Here is a 16,999-nt window from a genome sequence, read left to right as displayed (position 1 = left end):
TGCTTTATTCACCCGGTTTGTTGGCTGATATTTCAGGTCTGCCGTTGGGCAGGAGGTGCCTTGCTTTTTGCTGGTGAAGGATTTAGCTTCTGGATCCGAAGCTAAATCACTGGTCGGCGCGACCGACCCGTCATGTCCCAGCAAGAGGCGAGAATAAAGTGAAAACACGTATTACAGAACTGTTCGGCATTCAGCACCCGATCCTCCAGGGCGGCATGCACTGGGTTGGTTTTGCCGAACTGGCGGCTGCCGTTTCCAACGCTGGCGGTCTGGGTACCATTACTGGTCTGACCCAGAAGACCCCGGCAGATCTGGCCAACGAAATCGCCAAATGCCGGGAACTGACCAGCAAGCCGTTCGCCGTTAACCTGACCTTCCTGCCGACCGTCAATGCGCCGGACTACCCGGGCTACATCGATGCCATCGTCAAGGGCGGCGTCAAGATCGTTGAAACCGCAGGCCGCAGCCCGCAGGAATACATGCCGCTGCTGAAAGACGCCGGCATCAAGGTCATCCACAAGTGCACCTCGGTTCGCCATTCGCTCAAAGCCCAGTCCATCGGCTGCGACGCGGTCTCGGTTGACGGCTTCGAGTGTGGCGGCCACCCGGGTGAAGACGATATCCCGAATATGATCCTGCTGCCGCGCGCTGCCGACGAGCTGGAAATCCCGTTTGTTGCTTCCGGCGGTATGGCTGACGGCCGCTCGCTGGTTTCGGCCATGGCGCTGGGCGCTGAAGGCATGAACATGGGTACACGTTTCATCGCCACCAAGGAAGCGCCGGTTCACGAGAACGTCAAGCAGGCCATCGTCGCCGCTTCCGAGCTGGATACCCGTCTGGTCATGCGCCCGCTGCGCAACACCGAGCGCGTTCTCAACAACGCGGCTGTTGAGCGTATCGTCGAGAAAGAGAAGGCACTGGGCGACAAGCTGACCTTCGCCGATATCATCGATGAAGTTGCCGGTGTCTATCCGCGCATCATGCAGAACGGTGAAATGGATCTGGGCGCCTGGTCCTGCGGTATGGTTGCCGGTCTGATTCATGACATTCCGAGCTGTGAAGACCTGATCGAACGCATCATGAAGCAGGCCGAAGACATCATTCGCGCCCGTCTGGTGTCGATGCTGTAATCGGATTGCCGCCTGGCATGGTGCCGGGCGGCGTCCCTGTCAGGACGTTGCTATGCCGACCACCCACATCGACTGCAGTGTTGTGAAAACCGCCGAGATCATCGGCGAGTGGTGGTCGCTGCTTATTCTGCGCAATGCCTTTCATGGCATGCGTACCTTCGATGCTTTCCAGCGCCAGCTGGACATCTCCAGCAGCGTACTCAGCGCCCGGTTGAAAAAGCTCACCGAGGCGGGCGTGCTGCAGAAAGTGCCATCGGCGGCTGACGGGCGCTCGTTCGAGTACCGTCTGACGCCCGCTGGCATGGACCTCTATCCGATCATTATTGGCCTGATGCAGTGGGGTGAGAAGTGGCGCCCTAACGGCAAGGGTGACCGCATGTTGCTGCTGGAAAAGGCGAGCGGTCAGCCCATTCGGGGAGCGGAGGTATTATCGGCCGATAATCGCCCGCTCAAGGCCTGGGAGGTCGAAGTGCAGGCCGGGCCCGGCGCTGATGACTATGTGCGTCAGTTGGTCGGCGAGGCCTGACTGGCGCACGATTTCGCCTGTTCGGGGTGGGCATCGGCGTTTACTTGGGTATCATTTGCCAAAGCTCCGCGTGCTGCGCGGCCACCTCACAGTCACAGGGATGGTTAATCAATGAAAGCTACCTCACTGCTTGCGCTGGGTCTGACCGGTGCCTTGCTGTCTGCGCCGTTGCAGGCGGTAACCGAGTACGACAAGAAAGGCGACCTGCGCACGCAGATCACCCAGTGGATCAATCAGGCTCTCAACGGTGATGCCCAAGCCCAGCGGGAACTGGCGCAGCGTTACTACGATGGTGAAGGCGTCGAGCAGGATTATGCCAAGGCCTTCGAACTCTACAGCGAAGCTGCAGCCCAGGGTGATGCCGAGGCCCAGTTCTCCGTAGCCTACATGTACGACATGGGTGAGGGCGTCGAGCTGGATGACCTCAAGGCCATCGAGTACTACACCCTGGCCGCCGAGCAGGGTAACGCGGCTGCCCAGTTCAACCTGGCGCTGATGTACGACGAGGGCGAGGGTGTGCCGGTGGATGACCTCGCCGCCATTGAGTGGTACCTGCGCGCGGCAGAGCAGGGCCACGCCGACGCGCAATACAATCTGGCACTCATGTACGACGAAGGTGAAGGTGTGCCGGTCAATGACAGCAAGGCCGCCGAGTATTACCTGATGGCGGCGCAGCAGGGTCACGCCGATGCCCAGTACAATCTGGCGCTGCTGTACGACCTTGGCGAGGGCGTGCCGCTGGATGACCGCGAGGCCATTCGCTGGTACACCGCCGCCGCCGAGCAAGGCGACGCCGCCGCGCAATACAACCTGGCGATCATGTACGACGAGGGCGAAGGCGTGCCGGTGGATGATCGGCGTGCTATCGGGTGGTACCGCAAGGCCGCCGAACAGGGGCACAAGGATGCTCAGTACAACCTGGCGCTGATGTACGACGAGGGTGAAGGCACCAAGGTGGACGATGCCGAGGCCATCAACTGGTATACCTTCGCCGCCGAGCAGGGGCATGCCAAGGCCCAGTACAACCTGGCGCTGATGTACGACGAAGGGGAAGGCACCGCCGAGGACAATCAGGCAGCTATCAGGTGGTACACCGCTGCCGCCGAGCAGGGTGAGCGTAATGCCCAGTACAATCTGGCGATCATGTACGACGAGGGTGAAGGCACCCCGGAAGACAATGCGCAGGCCATCAGGTGGTACACCGCTGCCGCCAGTCAGGGCGAGGCAAGCGCCATGTTCAATCTGGCCATCATGTATATGAACGGCGAGGGAATTCCTACCAACAATGCGATGGCCTACATGCTGTTTGCGCTCAGTGCCGGGCAGGGGCTTGAGGGAGCGCGCGAGGCGCGTGACGTGATGGCCGATGAACTGAGCGCCAGCCAGCTCAAGACGGCCCGGCGTGCTGCCGCCGAATGGACGGTCGGTGAGGCGCTGCCCTCACTCTGAGCACTATCGTTGTCTTATTCATGCCGTGAATAAGTTTTATCAGTTTGGCGGGGGTCCAATCCGGACGCAATTTGCGTACTGTATCGGTCCCCGCAGAACGGCCGGTGGGCCGCCTTTGCACACCGAACAGTCTTTGCACTTCATCTTGCTCACATTATCCGGAGGTAGCTGACATGGCTGCGTTTGAAGATATCAAGAAAGTTGGCGTTATCGGCGCTGGCACCATGGGTCGCGGCATCGTGATGAACTTCGTCAACGCCGGTTACCCGGTCACCTGGCTGGACGTCAATGGCGAGATGCTGGAGAAGGGCCTGGTCGAGATCGCCGCGGTCTACAAGCGCTCGGTTGCCCAGGAGCGTTTTGACGATGCCGAAGCGCAGGCGCGTGTTGCCCGTATCAGCACCACCCAGGACTACGCAGATCTGGCCGACATGGACCTAGTTGTTGAAGCCGTCTATGAAAACATGGATCTGAAGAAGAAGATCTTCGCCGAGCTGGACAAGGCGGTTAAGCCGTCCGCGATTCTGGCCACCAACACCTCCTATCTGGATATCGACGAAATCGCGTCCGCGACCCAGCGTCCGACCCAGGTTCTGGGTCTGCACTTCTTCAGCCCGGCGCACATCATGAAGCTGCTGGAAGTCGTTCGTGGCAAGGCTACTGCCCAGGACGTGATGGACGCCTGCCTGGCTGTTGGCAAGAAGATCGGCAAGGAAGCAGTCCTGGCCGGCAACTGCCACGGCTTTATCGGCAACCGCATGCTGGAAAAATACTCCCGCCAGTCCCGCGAAGTGGTACTGGAAGGTTCCACCCCGTGGGAAGTCGACCAGGCGCTGCAGGGCTTCGGCATGGCGATGGGCCCCTACCGCATGTACGACGTTGTGGGTGTTGACCTGGGCTGGCGTTCCCGTCAGCTGGCTGGCATCGGTCGCGGCGAGCCGATCGTGTGGCTGGACAACAAGCTGTGTGAAATGGAGCGTTTCGGTCAGAAGAGCGGCCACGGCTTCTACAAGTACGAAGCAGGCAGCCGTCAGGCGATCCACGATCCGGAAACCGACATGATGGCCCGTGAAGTGGCTGAAGAAGCCGGCTACACCGCCCGTGACGTATCCGCCGAGGAAATCGTGACCCGTTGCATCCTGGCGCTGGTCAACGAAGGTGCGCGCATTCTGGACGAAGGCTTCGCCGAATCCGCTGAAGACATCGACCGCGTTTACCGCTTTGGTTACGGCTTCCCGGCTGACCGCGTAGGTCCGATGGCGTACGCCGACAGCCTGGGTCTGGACAAGGTGCTGGCCGAAATCCGCGCGCTGGAAGCCGAGCGTGGCGAGTTCTGGAAGCCCGCTGCCGGTCTGGTCAAGCTGGCCGAAGCTGGTGGTCGCTTCACCAAGGCCTGATCGAGCTGATTAAAAAAACCGCGGCAGCTTGCGCTGTCGCGGTTTTTTTTGATTTTTCACAGAGGTCGAGCGGGCTGGCGGGACAACGGCGGACACGCTGCGCTTGGTTCGCCCTGCGGGCTGGCGCCCTAGCGTAGGGTGGACTAAGCCGAAGGCGTGTCCATCAGAGCGGCATCAGGCCAACACAGGTGTCCGCCGATCAGGCGTCGCCTTGTTACTTGTGGCTCACCGGTATGCCGGTCACGGTCTGGCCGTTGACGGTCGCTTCCTTGAGCATGATCTGATAGTGCTGGCCGTCGGTTTCGATCTGGCTCAGGCGCACCAGCAGGTAGTTCCAGTCCTTGGCAAACCACAGAGTGGTTTCGCGGCGGGCGTCGGGCTCGCGTACCCGTTCAACCTCTACCGCATCAAACTGTCCGGCTTTGGTGGTGACCCGTTCTTCGCCAACCACTCGGAACGCGTATTCTTCCACTTCATCGCCGTCGACTACGCGGTAGGTCATGTCTGTCTTGCCGGCGGCCAGATCCGCCTGCAGCGCAAGCTGGTAGGTAGTCTTGTCAAGCAGGCCGGGTTCGGTTGGCAGGCTGAACGATTCACCCTTGTAGGTGCCGGTCACCTGCGCCTGGGGCCAGTCGAAGTGCTGCAGGATTTCCTTGCCCCGGCCCAGGCCGCGACGCTCGTAGTGATACGTCAGTGGTTGAATCCGGTCGTCGGCTACCCGCAGCGTGCTTTGCTCGGTCAGCCGGGCAACAAACATGCTGGCACTGAAAGACAGGTTCCAGCTGCCGTCATCATTGGCTTGCAGGCTGTGAATGGCTTCGCCGTTGACCGGAATGTTTTTCATGTCGGCGGCGTAGCTGGCGCTGAACGGCTGCAGCTCGATAGCGCCGGCGGCACTGGCACTCAAGCCGAGGAGCAGGGCCGCGAGGGGCTTGATGAATCGATTGTGCGCTATCTTTTTAATAGTCGTGTTGGCATGCATCTGGTCTTTTCTCATCTGCCGGATTCGATGTCTTCCAGTCTTAACCCGCTGGGCGGAATGGGCGTGCCATCGAGGCATGCCTGATCCCCTTCCAGGCGCAGGCGCCCGGTTGCAAACCAGCGCGCCGCGAGCGGGTACAAAGCGTGTTCCTTTACCTGTACGCGGGACGCCAGACTGGCGGCATCGTCGTCAGGATGAACGGTTACGCGTCCCTGTATGACTACCGGACCGCCATCAAGTTCTTCGGTGACGAAATGAATACTGGCCCCGTGCTCTTCATCACCCGCATCCAGTGCCCGCTGATGGGTCTGCAGGCCCTTGTGGCGGGGCAGTAGCGAGGGGTGAATGTTGAGCAGCCTGCCACGGTAATGTGTCACAAAGTCGGCAGTGAGAATGCGCATGAAGCCGGCGAGCAGCACCAGATCCGGCTGAAAGGCGTCAATTTCAGCGATCAGCGCCCGATCAAAGGCTGCCCGATCGGCAAACTCGCGGTGGTCGAGGGCACGGGTCTGGATACCGGCGTTGCTGGCGCGTACCAGTCCAAAGGCCTCGGCCTTGTTGGAAATGACTGCGACGATCTCGGCTGGCGCGTCGGCGCCGGCGAGATCGTCGATCAGTGCCTGCAGGTTGGTGCCTGACCCGGAGATCAGGACAACAATACGGCTGCGCACGCTATTAGTTGCCGTGCTGCAGAACAACCGCTTCGGCGCCGTCCGCGCCACTGGCGATACGGCCAATCACCCAGGGCTGCTCGCCAGCGTCGCGCAGGCTTTGCAGAGCGGCTTGGGCCTGTTCCGCAGCCACACAGATGACCATGCCCACGCCGCAGTTCAGCACGCGGTGCATTTCGGTTTCGTCAACATTGCCCTGCTCCTGCAGCCAGTTGAACACGGCCGGACGCTGCCAGCTGGCCAGATCAATGATTGCTTGCGAGCCTTCCGGCAGAACGCGCGGAATGTTCTCCAGCAGGCCACCACCGGTGATGTGGGCCATGGCTTTCACGGCGCCAGTCTGCTTGATCAGTTGCAGCAGGGCCTTGACGTAGATGCGGGTCGGCGCCATCAGCAGTTCGCTCAGTGGCTTGCCGTCGAGCTGGGTGCTGTGGATGTCGATACCGGCGACTTCGATGATCTTGCGGATCAGCGAGTAACCGTTGGAGTGCGGGCCGGAAGACGGCAGGGCGATCAGGGTGTCGCCGTCGATGACCTTGCTGCCGTCGATGATGTCGGCCTTTTCGACCACACCAACGCAGAAACCGGCCAGATCGTAGTCTTCGCCTTCGTACATGCCGGGCATCTCGGCGGTTTCGCCGCCAACCAGAGCACAGCCGGCGAGTTCGCAGCCGGCGCCGATGCCGGTTACAACCTGGGCGGCAACGTCCACGTTCAACTTGCCGGTGGCGTAGTAGTCGAGGAAGAACAGCGGCTCGGCGCCACAGACCACCAGGTCATTGACGCACATGGCAACCAGGTCGATGCCGATCCGGTCATGCATGTTCAGGTCCATGGCCAGACGCAGCTTGGTGCCGACGCCGTCTGTGCCGGAAACCAGTACCGGCTGGCGGTAGCCTTCGGGAATTTCACACAGGGCGCCGAAACCACCCAGGCCGCCCATTACTTCCGGACGCGCGGTGCGCTTGGCAACGTGCTTGATACGGTCGACCAGGGCGTTACCGGCGGCGATGTCCACACCGGCGTCTTTGTAGCTGATCGAGGGTTTGGAAGGCGTCTGGCTGCTCATGAGCGGATCTCGAACTGTGAAAAAAAGGATAGGTCTCGACACGCCTTGGTTGCTGTGCGGGCAGGCGCTTTCGAATAGCGGCATAGTCTACCAAGTCATGCCCGGCAGAGCCATGCCGAACGCGGTCTGCCGACGTGCTGCGTGCCTTGCGCGGCGCTGGCCTGCGGCAAGCCGGTTGCCGCGCCTGCAAGGCTTGTTTAATGTAGCGGGTCAAAACCTTCGCAGCGTCATGGCTGTGAGAACGCCCAGCTACCCTGACGGAAGTGTTCATGCCTCTGTTGCGCAACGCCTGTATTGGCCTTTTCTCTCTCTGTCTGCCCCTGCTGTCGCAGGCTGCAGTCGTTGAATCCTTGTACCAGGTTGATGTGCCGCCGCGCGCAGAGGCTGATCAGGCTGCCCAATTGCAGGTGGCCGCGCAGGTGATGCTGGAGCGGCTTGCCGGTGCAAACGCCAAAGTCGACAGCGGCCCGCTGGCCGAGATTCTGGCGCAGCCTGGCCAGGTGACCAGACAGATTGGCTCGCTGGGTGAGGATGGGGCGCTGCGTGTCGAGTTTGACCCGCTTCTGCTGCGCGACGCGCTGGGCAAGGCGAAGGTGCCGGTACTGGGTCGCAATCGGCCCGGCATACTGGTCTGGGCGGTAGAAGGCGACGCTTACAGTCAGGATTTTTTGGCTGCCTCAGGTGAAATGGGGCAGGCATTGAAGACTGCGGCCCGGTATCGGGGCGTGGTGCTGACTCAACCGCTGGCCGATCTGCAGGATCGTACCGGTGTCAGCGAACAGGATGTGCTTGATGCCGATCAGGCGGCGCTGGCAGAGGCCAGCCAGCGTTACGCCAGCGAGGGCGTGCTGGCGCTGACAGTCGCTCGGGAGGACGACAGCTGGGCGCTGAGCTGGACCTTCTGGCTCAACGATCGCAAGCTGACCGGCAAGGCTGAGAGTCCGGATCCGCTGGCCGTGGCCGACGAACTGATGCGGGCAGTAGCCGCCGAGGTACATCAGCAGTATGCGGTGGGCGGCCTAGCCAGCGCTGCGCCGGTAGCGGGCTGGGTGCTGGAGGTCAGCGGCATCAACAGTATTGATGCCTTTGCCGATCTGCAGCGCACCTTGCAGCAGTTGGGCATGGAGACGCTGCCAAGTCTGTTGTCGGTGCAGGACGATCAGGTGCGTTTCCGCGTCGACTTTGCCGGCGACCGTGCCCAGCTTGAGCGCATGTTGCTGCTGGACCAGCGCCTTGTCGAGGTTGATGCTCCCGAGGTCGAAACGGCGCCGACGGAGTCGCTGGCTGAAACGGCGCCGTCTTCAGCGGAGGCGGCAGAGCAGGGCGATACCCTGTATTATCGCTGGCGCTGAGCGCAGGTCGCGCTTGGTCGGCCTATCCAGAGGCTTTTAAGGACGACACCATGACCTCGGACTATCGCTGGTACTGGGCCGCTGGCCTCGCGGCACTGCTGGCACTGATCTATTTTCTGCAGCCCATTCTGGCGCCCTTTCTGATTGGCATGCTGCTGGCCTACCTGGGTGACCCGCTGGTTGATCGACTGGAAGCGCGCGGGTTGTCCCGCACCCTCGGCGTGGTTGTGGTCTTTGCTGTGGTGACGGGCATATTGATCGCGGCGCTGCTGATACTGATTCCCCTGCTGGGGCACCAGATCGCCACCCTGCGCTCGAATGTGCCAGCGATGATCGACTGGTTTCACAGCGCCGCCTTGCCCTGGGTTGAGGCACGGCTTGGTGTGCAGGTGTCTGACTTCAGGCTCGATAGCGTGCGCGAGAGTCTTGCCGACAATCTCGGCAAAACCGGTGGCGTGCTGGCGACGGTAATTGCGCAGGCCACCCGTTCGACCATGGCGCTGGTCATCTGGACGGCCAATCTGGTGATGATTCCGGTCGTCGGGTTTTACCTGCTGCGCGACTGGGATGTGATCGTCGCCCGGTGCCGGGAGATGTTGCCCCGTCGTCAGGAGCCGCTGATCGTCAAGCTGCTGGGAGAGTGCGACGAGGTGCTCGGCGCGTTCATTCGCGGCCAGTTGCTGGTTATGACCTGTCTGGGCGTTATCTACTGGCTTGGCCTCTGGCTGGTCGGTCTGGATCTGGCGCTGCTGATCGGGATGCTCGCCGGTCTGGCCAGTATCGTGCCCTACCTGGGCTTTTTTGTCGGTATTTGTGCGGCGCTGATCGCTGCGGTATTCCAGTTTGGTGACCTGTTCCATCTGGTCGCAGTGGTAGCGGTGTTCAGTGTCGGCCAGATGATTGAAGGGATGGTGCTGACGCCGCTGCTGGTGGGTGATCGTATTGGGTTGCACCCGGTCGCCGTTATCTTTGCCATCCTTGCCGGCGGGCAGTTGTTCGGTTTTGTCGGTATCCTGCTGGCGCTGCCGATTGCGGCGGTTGTCATGGTGCTGCTGCGCCATGCCTATCGGCACTATCGCGCCTCGGCCGCCTATGGCGAACCGTTGGCGGAAAATTATGAAGTCGACACCGTGCGTGTCGAACTAGATGAGGAAGAGCAGCGCTGATGTCTGCAGGACAACCCGTTCAACTGCCCCTGGGGATTAAACTGAGGGACGAGGCGACCTTCGCCAGCTACTACCCGGGGCCCAATGCCACCGTGCTGGCTGCAACCCGCGCGTTCGCTTCGTTGCAGTCGGCGGTGCCTGAGTGTTGCCTGTTTCTTTGGGGAACCGAGGGTACCGGTCGCACCCACTTGCTGCAGGCGGCGTGTCATGCGCTGGCAGACGAGGGCGGATTGGCCATGTATCTGCCGCTCGATGAGCTGGCTGACGAAGGTCCGCTGCTGCTGGAAGGGATGGAGTCGGTCGACTTGCTGTGTCTGGACAAGCTGGAGGCAGTGGTCGGCAGGCCTGACTGGGAAGAGGCGCTGTTCCATCTCTACAACCGCCTGCGTGAGCAGGGCGGTCGACTGCTGGTGGCTGCTGCGGCTGCACCCAGAGCGCTGGGGCTGAAGCTGCCCGATCTCGAGTCGCGACTGGGGTGGGGGCTGGTATTCCAGCTGCAGCCGCTGGACGATGAGGGCAAGCAGGAGGTGCTCAAGTTGCGTGCGGCCCAGCGCGGCCTGCAACTGGGCGACGATGTTGCTCGCTACATTCTCAGTCGGGGTGCCCGCGGCATGGGTGAGCTGTTTGCTGCGCTAGAGACGCTGGATCAGGCATCGCTGCGCGATCAGCACCGTCTGACCATTCCCTTCGTCAAGCGGGAGATGGGCTGGTAGCCGCAGCTACCGCGTATCTGCCCGGGCGGCTCCGCTCAGGTTTCCCCTCGCTCGACGCGTTGCGCCTGAAAGCTCCAGCGGATGTAGTACAGCGCCGCAACGAAATACAGCACGCTGAACCCGGCCATGAACAGCCCGTAGCCCAGGCGTCCGGGCTGAAAGCAGATCAGCACGCCCTGAATGAAATACAGGTTGATGGCAAAACTGAGCCAGGCGTGGGTGCGCACGTGGCCGGTGATAATGCCGGGCAGGAAGATCAGCAGTGGCAGCAGCTGAACGCCAATGATAATCACCGGATTGGCGCCGTGCAGATCGGCCACCAGCAGGTTGTAGCCGAGCATGCCAAGCACCAGTCCGGCATAGCCGACCAGCGCGATCAGCCGGCTGACGCGGCAGCGCGGTTGCAGGTAGGCCAGCGACGGCAGGGGTTTTTTCTCTCTAGCCACCGATCTGTGCTCCTGCTGCCAACTGGCGGGTGATGCTGCCGACCCGTTTGCCGAGTGCGCGGCACAGCTGGCTTTCGTGGTTGTCCAGACGGCGTTCGCCCTGTGCGCCGGCATGGTGGCTGGCACCGTAGGGCGTGCCGCCGCCGCGGGTTTCGGTCAGCGCACTTTCGCTGTACGGCAATCCGACCAGCAGCATGCCGTGGTGCAGCAACGGCAACTGCATCGACAGCAGCGTGGCTTCCTGGCCGCCATGCAGGCTGGCGGTGGAGGTGAATACCGCAGCCGGTTTGCCGTTCAGGTTGCCGGCCAGCCACAGGCTGCTGGTGCCATCAATAAAATGCTTGAGCGGGGCAGCCATGTTGCCGAAGCGGGTCGGGCTGCCAAGAATCAGTGCCGAGCAGTGCTTGAGGTCGTCGCTGGTGCAATATATGGCGCCATCTTCCGGCACCAGTGGCAGGCTGGCTGTGGTCTCGGGCGCAACCGGCGGCACCGTGCGAACCCGCGCCTCGATACCGCTCTGCTCGACACCCTCGGCAATCAGTCGCGCCATCTCGGCGGTTGCGCCATGACGGCTGTAATACAGCACTAGAACGTACCCGGACTGGCTCATGCGAACAGCTCCAGCACGCGCTCGGGCGGGCGTCCGATAACCGCCTTGCCGTCATGGATGACGATCGGACGTTCGATCAGCTTCGGGTAGTCGACCATGGCCTGCACAAGCTGCGCTTCGCTCAGCTCGGGGTTGTCCAGATTCAGTTCCTTATACGGATCTTCGCCCTTGCGCATCAGTTCGCGGGCGCTGAGCCCCAGGCGTTCGAGCAGGTCAACCAGGGTGGCGGCGTCCGGCGGGGTTTCCAGATAGCGAACAATGTCGATCTCGGTACCACGCTGCTCGAGCAGTTCCAGTGCCTGACGGGATTTGGAACAGCGCGGATTGTGAAAGATGGTAGTGGTCATCGGGAGGTGCTCCGTGTGACGGTGGCCTGAGTCAGGGTTGGGGGGTATTCTAAGCGTTAATGCCTCGGGCTGTCAGGGAGATGGAATGCCGCGCCAACTGAATCTGTTTCTGCACTTCGTTCGTTATCTGGTGCGCCGCTTTCTCGAAGACAATTGCATCAAGAATGCGGCCGCGTTGACCTATACCACGCTGTTTGCGGTGGTGCCGGTCATGACGGTGGCCTACGCCATGCTGGCGGCCATTCCGGCGTTCGATCAGGTGGGCGGGCAGGTTGAAGCGTTCATCTTCAAGAATTTTTTGCCTGCCAGTGGCGAAGCGTTGCAGCGCCATTTGAGTGAGTTTTCGACCCAGGCCCGGCAGCTGACCGGTGTGGGTGTTGCGCTGTTGATGATTACCGCGTTGCTGATGCTGGTGAACATCGAAAAGGCGTTTAACGCCATCTGGCGGATTCGCCAGCCACGCCGGGGCCTGTCGAGCTTTCTGCTCTATTGGGCGGTGTTGAGTATCGGGCCGTTGTTGCTCGGTGCCGGTTTTGTCGTCAGTACCTATATCGCTTCCATCTCGCTGTTTCAGCAGGGCGCTCTCTTGGGGTCGGTCTGGAGTCAGGTCCTGCTGTTGCTGCCAATCCTGCTCAGCATCGCTGCCTTTACGCTGATCTTTGTTGCGGTGCCCAACACCCGCGTGCCTCTGCGCTATGGTCTGGTCGGTGGCGTGTTTGTTGCGCTGCTGTTCGAGGCGGCCAAGGCCTGCTTTGGGGTCTACGTCAAACTGTTCCCCGGTTATCAGCTGATTTACGGTGCCTTTGCCGCAGTGCCACTGTTTCTGCTGTGGATTTATGTCAGCTGGCTGATCATCCTGCTGGGCGCCGAGCTGGTCAGTAATCTGGGTAATGGTCATGCCTGGCGTCGCCCGGAGTATCCGTGGATGATCAATCTGCTGGTGCTGTTGCGGGTTTTTCTCATCGCCCAGCAGCGCGGGGAGCAGGTGGACCAGGCACGGGTCAACGCCGCCGGCTGGGTGATGCACGAGGAGTTGTGGCTGCAGCTGACCGATTGGCTGGAGGGTGAGCAGGTCGTGACTCGAACTCAGAATGGCAGCTTTGTACTCTGCCGGGATCCGGACACGCTGGAGCTGAACCGGCTTCTGGAGCGTATGCCGGTGCCCCCGGTTACCCATGAGGAGCTGCCAGCGGCGCTGCCGGCTGGCGAGGACTGGTATCCGGCTTTCAGTGAAGCGCTGGCGGAGGCGGATCAGGCGCGCAGGGCGCGGCTGCAGGGGAGTGTACGGCAGTGGCTGCTGGGCGACTCCCTTTCGGCCGCTGTGCCGGCCGCTGTTTCGGCGAAGAAGGAGATCACATGACACTGTGCAGATTGATGCTGTTGCTCAGCGCCGCGCTGCTGCTGAGCGGCTGTGATCGTTCGGTTGGCTGGCTTGATCATCAGGGCGTGGCGCTGGACCGGGAGCAGCTGCAGGGCCAGCGCGTGCTGGTCAATTTCTGGGCCGAGTGGTGTGCACCATGCCGGGATGAACTGCCGGAGCTAAATCGTCTGGCCGCCGAGTTGCCGCGCGGGGGGGTTATCGGCATTGATTATGATGGCGCCACTGGTGAGCAGTTGCAGGCGGTTGTCACGCGAATGGATATTCGCTTTCCGGTGCTGGGAGCCGAGTTTGCCAGTGCCTACGGTCTGCCGCGCCCACAGGTGCTGCCGACAACCTACCTGCTGGATGGCGAGGGCGCGATCCTGGCTACATTGCAGGGGCCGCAGCATTACGATGACTTGAAGCCGTTGATGGCAACCGAAGCGGGGGAGTGAGCGATGAGTGATATCTGTCTGCAAGGGCGGGTAGTGGGCAAGGTGCAGGGAGTCGGCTTTCGTCAGGCGACGGTGCGCGAGGCCTCACGCCTGGGGATCAGTGGCTGGGTGCGTAATCAGTCGGACGGCAGCGTCGCGGTGCTGCTGTGTGGTGCCGAGGATGCGCTGGAAGCGATGTCCGGCTGGCTGCAGCGCGGCCCGGCGCGCGCAGAGGTTGAGCGTGTCGAGCTGGAAGCCTGCGTCTGGCAGGACATAGCCGGCTTTGTTCAGCTCTGATTCAGTCCTTGACGTACCAGTAGCTGTACCAGTAATCGAGTACGCGGTCGGGGTAGCGGTTGCTTCCCAGGCTGCCGTTGTAGCGCGCCAGCGCGCGACGCAGGTTGCCATTCTCCTTGTCCAGATAGAACTTGAGGATGGTGCAGCCGTATTGCAGATTGGTCGCCAGATCAATCAGGTTATCGTCCGGCCGACCAATCTCCGCTTTCCAGAACGGCATGACCTGCATGACGCCCTGGGCCCCAACGGACGACAGCGCATAGGGATCGAACAGGCTTTCGGCGTGCATCACGGCAATCACCAGATCCGGCTTTAGCCCGGCGCGCTTGGCGGCCTGGTGAGCCAGTCGCAGCAGTCGCAGCCGTGCCTGCTCGTCGGGGATGAAGGGGGCCATGCGGGTCGACATGTCGAGTAGCCAGACTTCGGCGTCAAAGCGATCCTGGAAACTGTCGGCACTGGCAATGGTACGCATCAGCTCGGCGCGCAGCTCGGGGTCTACCGGTGTCGGTTCGGTCGACGCCTGGAGCTGACTGCACGCCAGCCAGCTCAGGAGAAACAGCACCATCCCTGGGCGCATGCCTTACTCCTGATGCTGCAGACTGTTGTCGAGGGCCTGGATGAACTCGCCCTGAAGGTGCGGGTCGCCGGTGGTCAGCAGAATCAGCATGTTCTCCAGCTGACTGGCTTCTTCCTTGAGTCCCAGCTCGCTTAACCGGTGAATGCGCTTGACCCACTGCTCTACGTCGTCTTCCTCAAGGTTGTCGTAGATCAGCTCCGAGGCTTCATGCAGTACCGTGCGTAACTCGCGGTCAACCAGCAGCACTGCTTCGGCGTGGACTTCTGCGCTGGCGCGCGCGTCGAACTCAATGGTGCGGAGCTGATCGAAGTCGACGGGTACGATGTCTTCATCAAGCAGGTTGAGACGGAACGTGCCTTCGCTGTCTGTCTCGCGCTGGACCTGCAGCTCACCGAGCTGGATATCCACCGTGCGGTTCGCCCAGGGCAGACTCTGATACTGACGGTGCTGGTCCAGCAGGGTGCCACCGGCATCGTACTGGCTGACCCGGAACAGCCGGTTTTCGCTGATGCGAATGCTGCGATGTGGCGTGTCGAGTACCCGGGGCTCGCCGGTCTCGATATGCAGGGTGTGGCTGAGCAGCTCGCGTTCGATATGGCCGGACGCGGGTTCTTGGGGTTCGTTTACGCTGCAGGCTTGCAGTGTGGCCAGCAAGGCGCTGGCCCACAGCAGGCGACTGCCGGTAAGGGCATCCAGTCGGCGCGGCATCATTTTCCCTTAATGCGCTCCAGCAGATAGTTCAGCATCTGATCGGCAGCCACGCTGGTGGCGTCCTGATCGCGACGATACTTGTACTCTAGCTGGCCTTCAGCCAGGCCGCGGTCGCTGATGACCACGCGGTGCGGAATGCCGATCAAATCCATGTCGGCAAACTTGACGCCGGGGCTGGTTTTCTTGTCGCGGTCATCCAGCAGCACCTCAACGCCGGCGGCCTGCAGGCCTTCGTAGAGCGCCATGGTCGCCTGCTGTACGGCTTCGGAGCTTTCCATTTTCATCGGGATCAGGGCAACCTGGAACGGCGCCAGGGCGTCCGGCCAGAGAATGCCGCGGTCGTCGTAGTTCTGTTCGATAGCGGCGGCAACCACGCGGGAAACGCCAATACCGTAGCAACCCATGATCAGGGTCTGGCTCTTGCCCTGCTCGTTGAGCACGGTGCAGTTCATTGCCTGGCTGTACTTCTGGCCCAGCTGGAAGATGTGGCCCACTTCGATGCCGCGCTTGATCACCAGCGTGCCGTTGCCGTCCGGGCTGATATCACCCTCGACGACGTTGCGCAGGTCGGCAACTCGGGTGTACTGGGCATCACGCTCCCAGTTCACGCCGGTGTAGTGCTTGCCGTCGACGTTGGCACCGCAGACGAAGTCCGCCAGATGAGCTGCGCTGTGGTCGGCAATGACGGTGATCGGCAGCTTGACCGGGCCAATGGAGCCGGGCTTGCAGCCAATGGTAGAAACAATTTGCGCTTCGCTGGCGAAGGTCAGCGGCGCGTGCACTTCGGGCAGATGTTCTGCCTTGATCTCGTTCAGCTCGTGATCGCCGCGCAGTACCAGCGCCACCAGCGGCTGGGGTTTGCCTTCCTCTTCGCTGCCAAGCACGATCAGGGTCTTGACCGACTGCTCGGCCGGCACCTTGAGAAATTCGCTGACCGCAGCGATGGTCAGCTGGTCCGGGGTATCGACCAGTGTCATCGGCTGGCTGGCGGCGGGGCGTTCGCCCTGCGGCAGTTGAGCGGTGGCCTTCTCCATGTTGGCGGCGTAGCTGCCGGTGTCGGAGAAGATGATCGCGTCTTCGCCAGAGTCTGCCAGCACGTGGAATTCGTGCGAGCCTTCACCGCCGATAGAGCCGTTGTCGGCGACTACCGGGCGGAATTCCAGGCCCAGGCGGCTGAAGATGTTGCAGTAGGCCTGGTACATGCCGTCGTAAGTCTGCTGCAGCGACTCCTGGGTCAGATGGAAGGAGTAGGCATCCTTCATCAGAAATTCACGGCCGCGCATCAGGCCAAAACGTGGACGAATTTCGTCACGGAATTTGGTCTGGATCTGGTACATGTTGATCGGCAGCTGCTTGTAGCTGGTGATCTCGTTACGGGCCAGGTCGGTGATCACTTCCTCGTGGGTCGGGCCTACGCAAAAGTCGCGGTCGTGGCGATCCTTCAGGCGCAGCAGCTCCGGGCCGTATTGCTCCCAACGACCGGATTCCTGCCACAGCTCTGCTGGCTGGATGGCTGGCATCAGCACTTCCAGCGCGCCGGCCTTGTCCATCTCCTCACGCACTACAGCTTCTACCTTGCGCAGCACTCGCAGCCCCATCGGCAGCCAGGTGTACAGGCCGGAGGCGATTTTGCGGATCATGCCTGCACGCAGCATCAACTGGTGGCTGATGACGGTGGCGTCGGAGGGTGTCTCCTTGAGGGTAGAAATCAGATATTGACTGGTACGCATGGGAAACAGGTGTCCTGATGTGACGGGCAATT

The 16,999-nt window shown here is 61.6% G+C and carries 19 protein-coding genes; 10 read left to right on the top strand and 9 right to left on the bottom strand.

The window, feature by feature from the left end; translation table 11 throughout:
- Window positions 1-158 precede the first annotated feature (158 nt).
- From AC13EY_RS12960 to AC13EY_RS12945, 4 genes are all read left to right on the top strand, one after another.
- A complete protein-coding gene (locus AC13EY_RS12960) occupies window positions 159-1,130 on the top strand; it encodes an NAD(P)H-dependent flavin oxidoreductase (RefSeq protein ID WP_088275597.1) in 972 nt (323 codons plus the stop codon).
- A gap of 52 nt (window positions 1,131-1,182) precedes the next feature.
- A complete protein-coding gene (locus AC13EY_RS12955; protein WP_088275595.1) occupies window positions 1,183-1,656 on the top strand; it encodes a winged helix-turn-helix transcriptional regulator in 474 nt (157 codons plus the stop codon).
- A gap of 111 nt (window positions 1,657-1,767) precedes the next feature.
- On the top strand, window positions 1,768-3,105 hold the full coding sequence (locus tag AC13EY_RS12950; RefSeq protein ID WP_285677976.1) for a tetratricopeptide repeat protein: 1,338 nt from the start codon (window positions 1,768-1,770) through the stop codon (window positions 3,103-3,105).
- A 173-nt stretch (window positions 3,106-3,278) separates the two neighbouring features.
- A complete protein-coding gene (locus tag AC13EY_RS12945; protein WP_088275591.1) occupies window positions 3,279-4,502 on the top strand; it encodes a 3-hydroxyacyl-CoA dehydrogenase in 1,224 nt (407 codons plus the stop codon).
- 214 nt (window positions 4,503-4,716) lie between these two features.
- On the opposite strand, the gene AC13EY_RS12940 is transcribed toward AC13EY_RS12945, so the two are convergent.
- The 3 genes from AC13EY_RS12940 to purM are packed head-to-tail and all read right to left on the bottom strand — an operon-like array spanning window position 4,717 to window position 7,224.
- Window positions 4,717-5,484 carry a DUF3108 domain-containing protein gene (locus AC13EY_RS12940; protein ID WP_482877488.1) on the bottom strand — a complete coding sequence of 256 codons (768 nt, stop codon included), beginning with the start codon at window positions 5,482-5,484 and terminating at the stop codon, window positions 4,717-4,719.
- 11 nt (window positions 5,485-5,495) lie between these two features.
- Window positions 5,496-6,155 carry a phosphoribosylglycinamide formyltransferase gene (purN, locus tag AC13EY_RS12935; RefSeq protein ID WP_228247348.1) on the bottom strand — a complete coding sequence of 220 codons (660 nt, stop codon included), beginning with the start codon at window positions 6,153-6,155 and terminating at the stop codon, window positions 5,496-5,498.
- A gap of 4 nt (window positions 6,156-6,159) precedes the next feature.
- Entirely contained in the window at window positions 6,160-7,224 is a 1,065-nt protein-coding gene (gene purM, locus AC13EY_RS12930; protein ID WP_233049240.1) for a phosphoribosylformylglycinamidine cyclo-ligase, read from the bottom strand.
- Window positions 7,225-7,493: 269 nt separating this feature from the next.
- On the opposite strand from purM, the gene AC13EY_RS12925 reads away from it, so the two are divergent.
- The 3 genes from AC13EY_RS12925 to hda are packed head-to-tail and all read left to right on the top strand — an operon-like array spanning window position 7,494 to window position 10,455.
- The gene (locus tag AC13EY_RS12925; RefSeq protein WP_482877301.1) at window positions 7,494-8,576 is read left to right on the top strand and encodes a DUF2066 domain-containing protein; all 1,083 of its coding nucleotides are present in this window, start codon (window positions 7,494-7,496) and stop codon (window positions 8,574-8,576) included.
- 50 nt (window positions 8,577-8,626) lie between these two features.
- On the top strand, window positions 8,627-9,742 hold the full coding sequence (locus AC13EY_RS12920; protein WP_482877299.1) for an AI-2E family transporter: 1,116 nt from the start codon (window positions 8,627-8,629) through the stop codon (window positions 9,740-9,742).
- Window positions 9,742-10,455 carry a DnaA regulatory inactivator Hda gene (gene hda, locus AC13EY_RS12915; RefSeq protein ID WP_088275579.1) on the top strand — a complete coding sequence of 238 codons (714 nt, stop codon included), beginning with the start codon at window positions 9,742-9,744 and terminating at the stop codon, window positions 10,453-10,455. Before AC13EY_RS12920 ends, hda begins: the two co-directional genes overlap by 1 nt.
- Window positions 10,456-10,490: 35 nt before the next feature.
- Here the strand turns inward: hda and AC13EY_RS12910 are convergent, their stop codons facing one another.
- Genes AC13EY_RS12910 through arsC form a run of 3 tightly spaced genes read right to left on the bottom strand, consistent with a single transcriptional unit; the run spans window position 10,491 to window position 11,858 of the window.
- Window positions 10,491-10,901: a DUF2069 domain-containing protein gene (locus tag AC13EY_RS12910; protein ID WP_088275577.1), complete on the bottom strand. Its 411-nt coding sequence runs from the start codon at window positions 10,899-10,901 to the stop codon at window positions 10,491-10,493.
- A complete protein-coding gene (gene wrbA, locus AC13EY_RS12905) occupies window positions 10,894-11,511 on the bottom strand; it encodes an NAD(P)H:quinone oxidoreductase (protein WP_338212904.1) in 618 nt (205 codons plus the stop codon). The genes AC13EY_RS12910 and wrbA overlap by 8 nt, the downstream gene beginning before the upstream one ends.
- Window positions 11,508-11,858: an arsenate reductase (glutaredoxin) gene (gene arsC / locus AC13EY_RS12900; protein ID WP_088275573.1), complete on the bottom strand. Its 351-nt coding sequence runs from the start codon at window positions 11,856-11,858 to the stop codon at window positions 11,508-11,510. Before arsC ends, wrbA begins: the two co-directional genes overlap by 4 nt.
- Window positions 11,859-11,943: 85 nt before the next feature.
- Between arsC and AC13EY_RS12895 the strand changes: the two genes are divergently transcribed.
- From AC13EY_RS12895 to AC13EY_RS12885, 3 genes are read left to right on the top strand one after another with little or no spacing between them, the layout of a single operon-like run.
- Window positions 11,944-13,218 (top strand): YihY family inner membrane protein, encoded by a 1,275-nt coding sequence (locus tag AC13EY_RS12895; RefSeq protein WP_335600077.1) that lies wholly within the window; start codon window positions 11,944-11,946, stop codon window positions 13,216-13,218.
- A complete protein-coding gene (locus tag AC13EY_RS12890) occupies window positions 13,215-13,673 on the top strand; it encodes a TlpA family protein disulfide reductase (RefSeq protein ID WP_335599541.1) in 459 nt (152 codons plus the stop codon). Before AC13EY_RS12895 ends, AC13EY_RS12890 begins: the two co-directional genes overlap by 4 nt.
- A gap of 3 nt (window positions 13,674-13,676) precedes the next feature.
- A complete protein-coding gene (locus AC13EY_RS12885) occupies window positions 13,677-13,949 on the top strand; it encodes an acylphosphatase (RefSeq protein WP_088275567.1) in 273 nt (90 codons plus the stop codon).
- Window position 13,950: 1 nt separating this feature from the next.
- Here the strand turns inward: AC13EY_RS12885 and AC13EY_RS12880 are convergent, their stop codons facing one another.
- Genes AC13EY_RS12880 through AC13EY_RS12870 form a run of 3 tightly spaced genes read right to left on the bottom strand, consistent with a single transcriptional unit; the run spans window position 13,951 to window position 16,967 of the window.
- The gene (locus AC13EY_RS12880) at window positions 13,951-14,526 is read right to left on the bottom strand and encodes a lytic transglycosylase domain-containing protein (protein ID WP_088275563.1); all 576 of its coding nucleotides are present in this window, start codon (window positions 14,524-14,526) and stop codon (window positions 13,951-13,953) included.
- A 3-nt stretch (window positions 14,527-14,529) separates the two neighbouring features.
- A complete protein-coding gene (locus tag AC13EY_RS12875) occupies window positions 14,530-15,237 on the bottom strand; it encodes a hypothetical protein (RefSeq protein ID WP_233049245.1) in 708 nt (235 codons plus the stop codon).
- On the bottom strand, window positions 15,234-16,967 hold the full coding sequence (locus tag AC13EY_RS12870; protein ID WP_233049246.1) for a proline--tRNA ligase: 1,734 nt from the start codon (window positions 16,965-16,967) through the stop codon (window positions 15,234-15,236). The genes AC13EY_RS12875 and AC13EY_RS12870 overlap by 4 nt, the downstream gene beginning before the upstream one ends.
- Between the last annotated feature and the right edge of the window lie 32 nt (window positions 16,968-16,999).

The organism is Halopseudomonas sp. L-58 (assembly GCF_056859475.1).
The sequence above is the reverse complement of the archived record's forward strand: the minus strand, read 5'-3'. Positions and strand labels throughout refer to the sequence as shown.

Bases quoted from the DNA above. Each gene is read 5' to 3' on its own strand.
- AC13EY_RS12955 (WP_088275595.1), top strand. From the start codon at position 1,183: ATGCCGACCACCCACATCGACTGCAGTGTTGTGAAAACCGCCGAGATC.
- AC13EY_RS12950 (WP_285677976.1), top strand. From the start codon at position 1,768: ATGAAAGCTACCTCACTGCTTGCGCTGGGTCTGACCGGTGCCTTGCTG.
- AC13EY_RS12945 (WP_088275591.1), top strand. From the start codon at position 3,279: ATGGCTGCGTTTGAAGATATCAAGAAAGTTGGCGTTATCGGCGCTGGC.
- AC13EY_RS12940 (WP_482877488.1), bottom strand. From the start codon at position 5,484: ATGCATGCCAACACGACTATTAAAAAGATAGCGCACAATCGATTCATC.
- purM (WP_233049240.1), bottom strand. From the start codon at position 7,224: ATGAGCAGCCAGACGCCTTCCAAACCCTCGATCAGCTACAAAGACGCC.
- AC13EY_RS12925 (WP_482877301.1), top strand. From the start codon at position 7,494: ATGCCTCTGTTGCGCAACGCCTGTATTGGCCTTTTCTCTCTCTGTCTG.
- AC13EY_RS12920 (WP_482877299.1), top strand. From the start codon at position 8,627: ATGACCTCGGACTATCGCTGGTACTGGGCCGCTGGCCTCGCGGCACTG.
- hda (WP_088275579.1), top strand. From the start codon at position 9,742: ATGTCTGCAGGACAACCCGTTCAACTGCCCCTGGGGATTAAACTGAGG.
- wrbA (WP_338212904.1), bottom strand. From the start codon at position 11,511: ATGAGCCAGTCCGGGTACGTTCTAGTGCTGTATTACAGCCGTCATGGC.
- arsC (WP_088275573.1), bottom strand. From the start codon at position 11,858: ATGACCACTACCATCTTTCACAATCCGCGCTGTTCCAAATCCCGTCAG.
- AC13EY_RS12895 (WP_335600077.1), top strand. From the start codon at position 11,944: ATGCCGCGCCAACTGAATCTGTTTCTGCACTTCGTTCGTTATCTGGTG.
- AC13EY_RS12890 (WP_335599541.1), top strand. From the start codon at position 13,215: ATGACACTGTGCAGATTGATGCTGTTGCTCAGCGCCGCGCTGCTGCTG.
- AC13EY_RS12885 (WP_088275567.1), top strand. From the start codon at position 13,677: ATGAGTGATATCTGTCTGCAAGGGCGGGTAGTGGGCAAGGTGCAGGGA.
- AC13EY_RS12880 (WP_088275563.1), bottom strand. From the start codon at position 14,526: ATGCGCCCAGGGATGGTGCTGTTTCTCCTGAGCTGGCTGGCGTGCAGT.
- AC13EY_RS12875 (WP_233049245.1), bottom strand. From the start codon at position 15,237: ATGATGCCGCGCCGACTGGATGCCCTTACCGGCAGTCGCCTGCTGTGG.
- AC13EY_RS12870 (WP_233049246.1), bottom strand. From the start codon at position 16,967: ATGCGTACCAGTCAATATCTGATTTCTACCCTCAAGGAGACACCCTCC.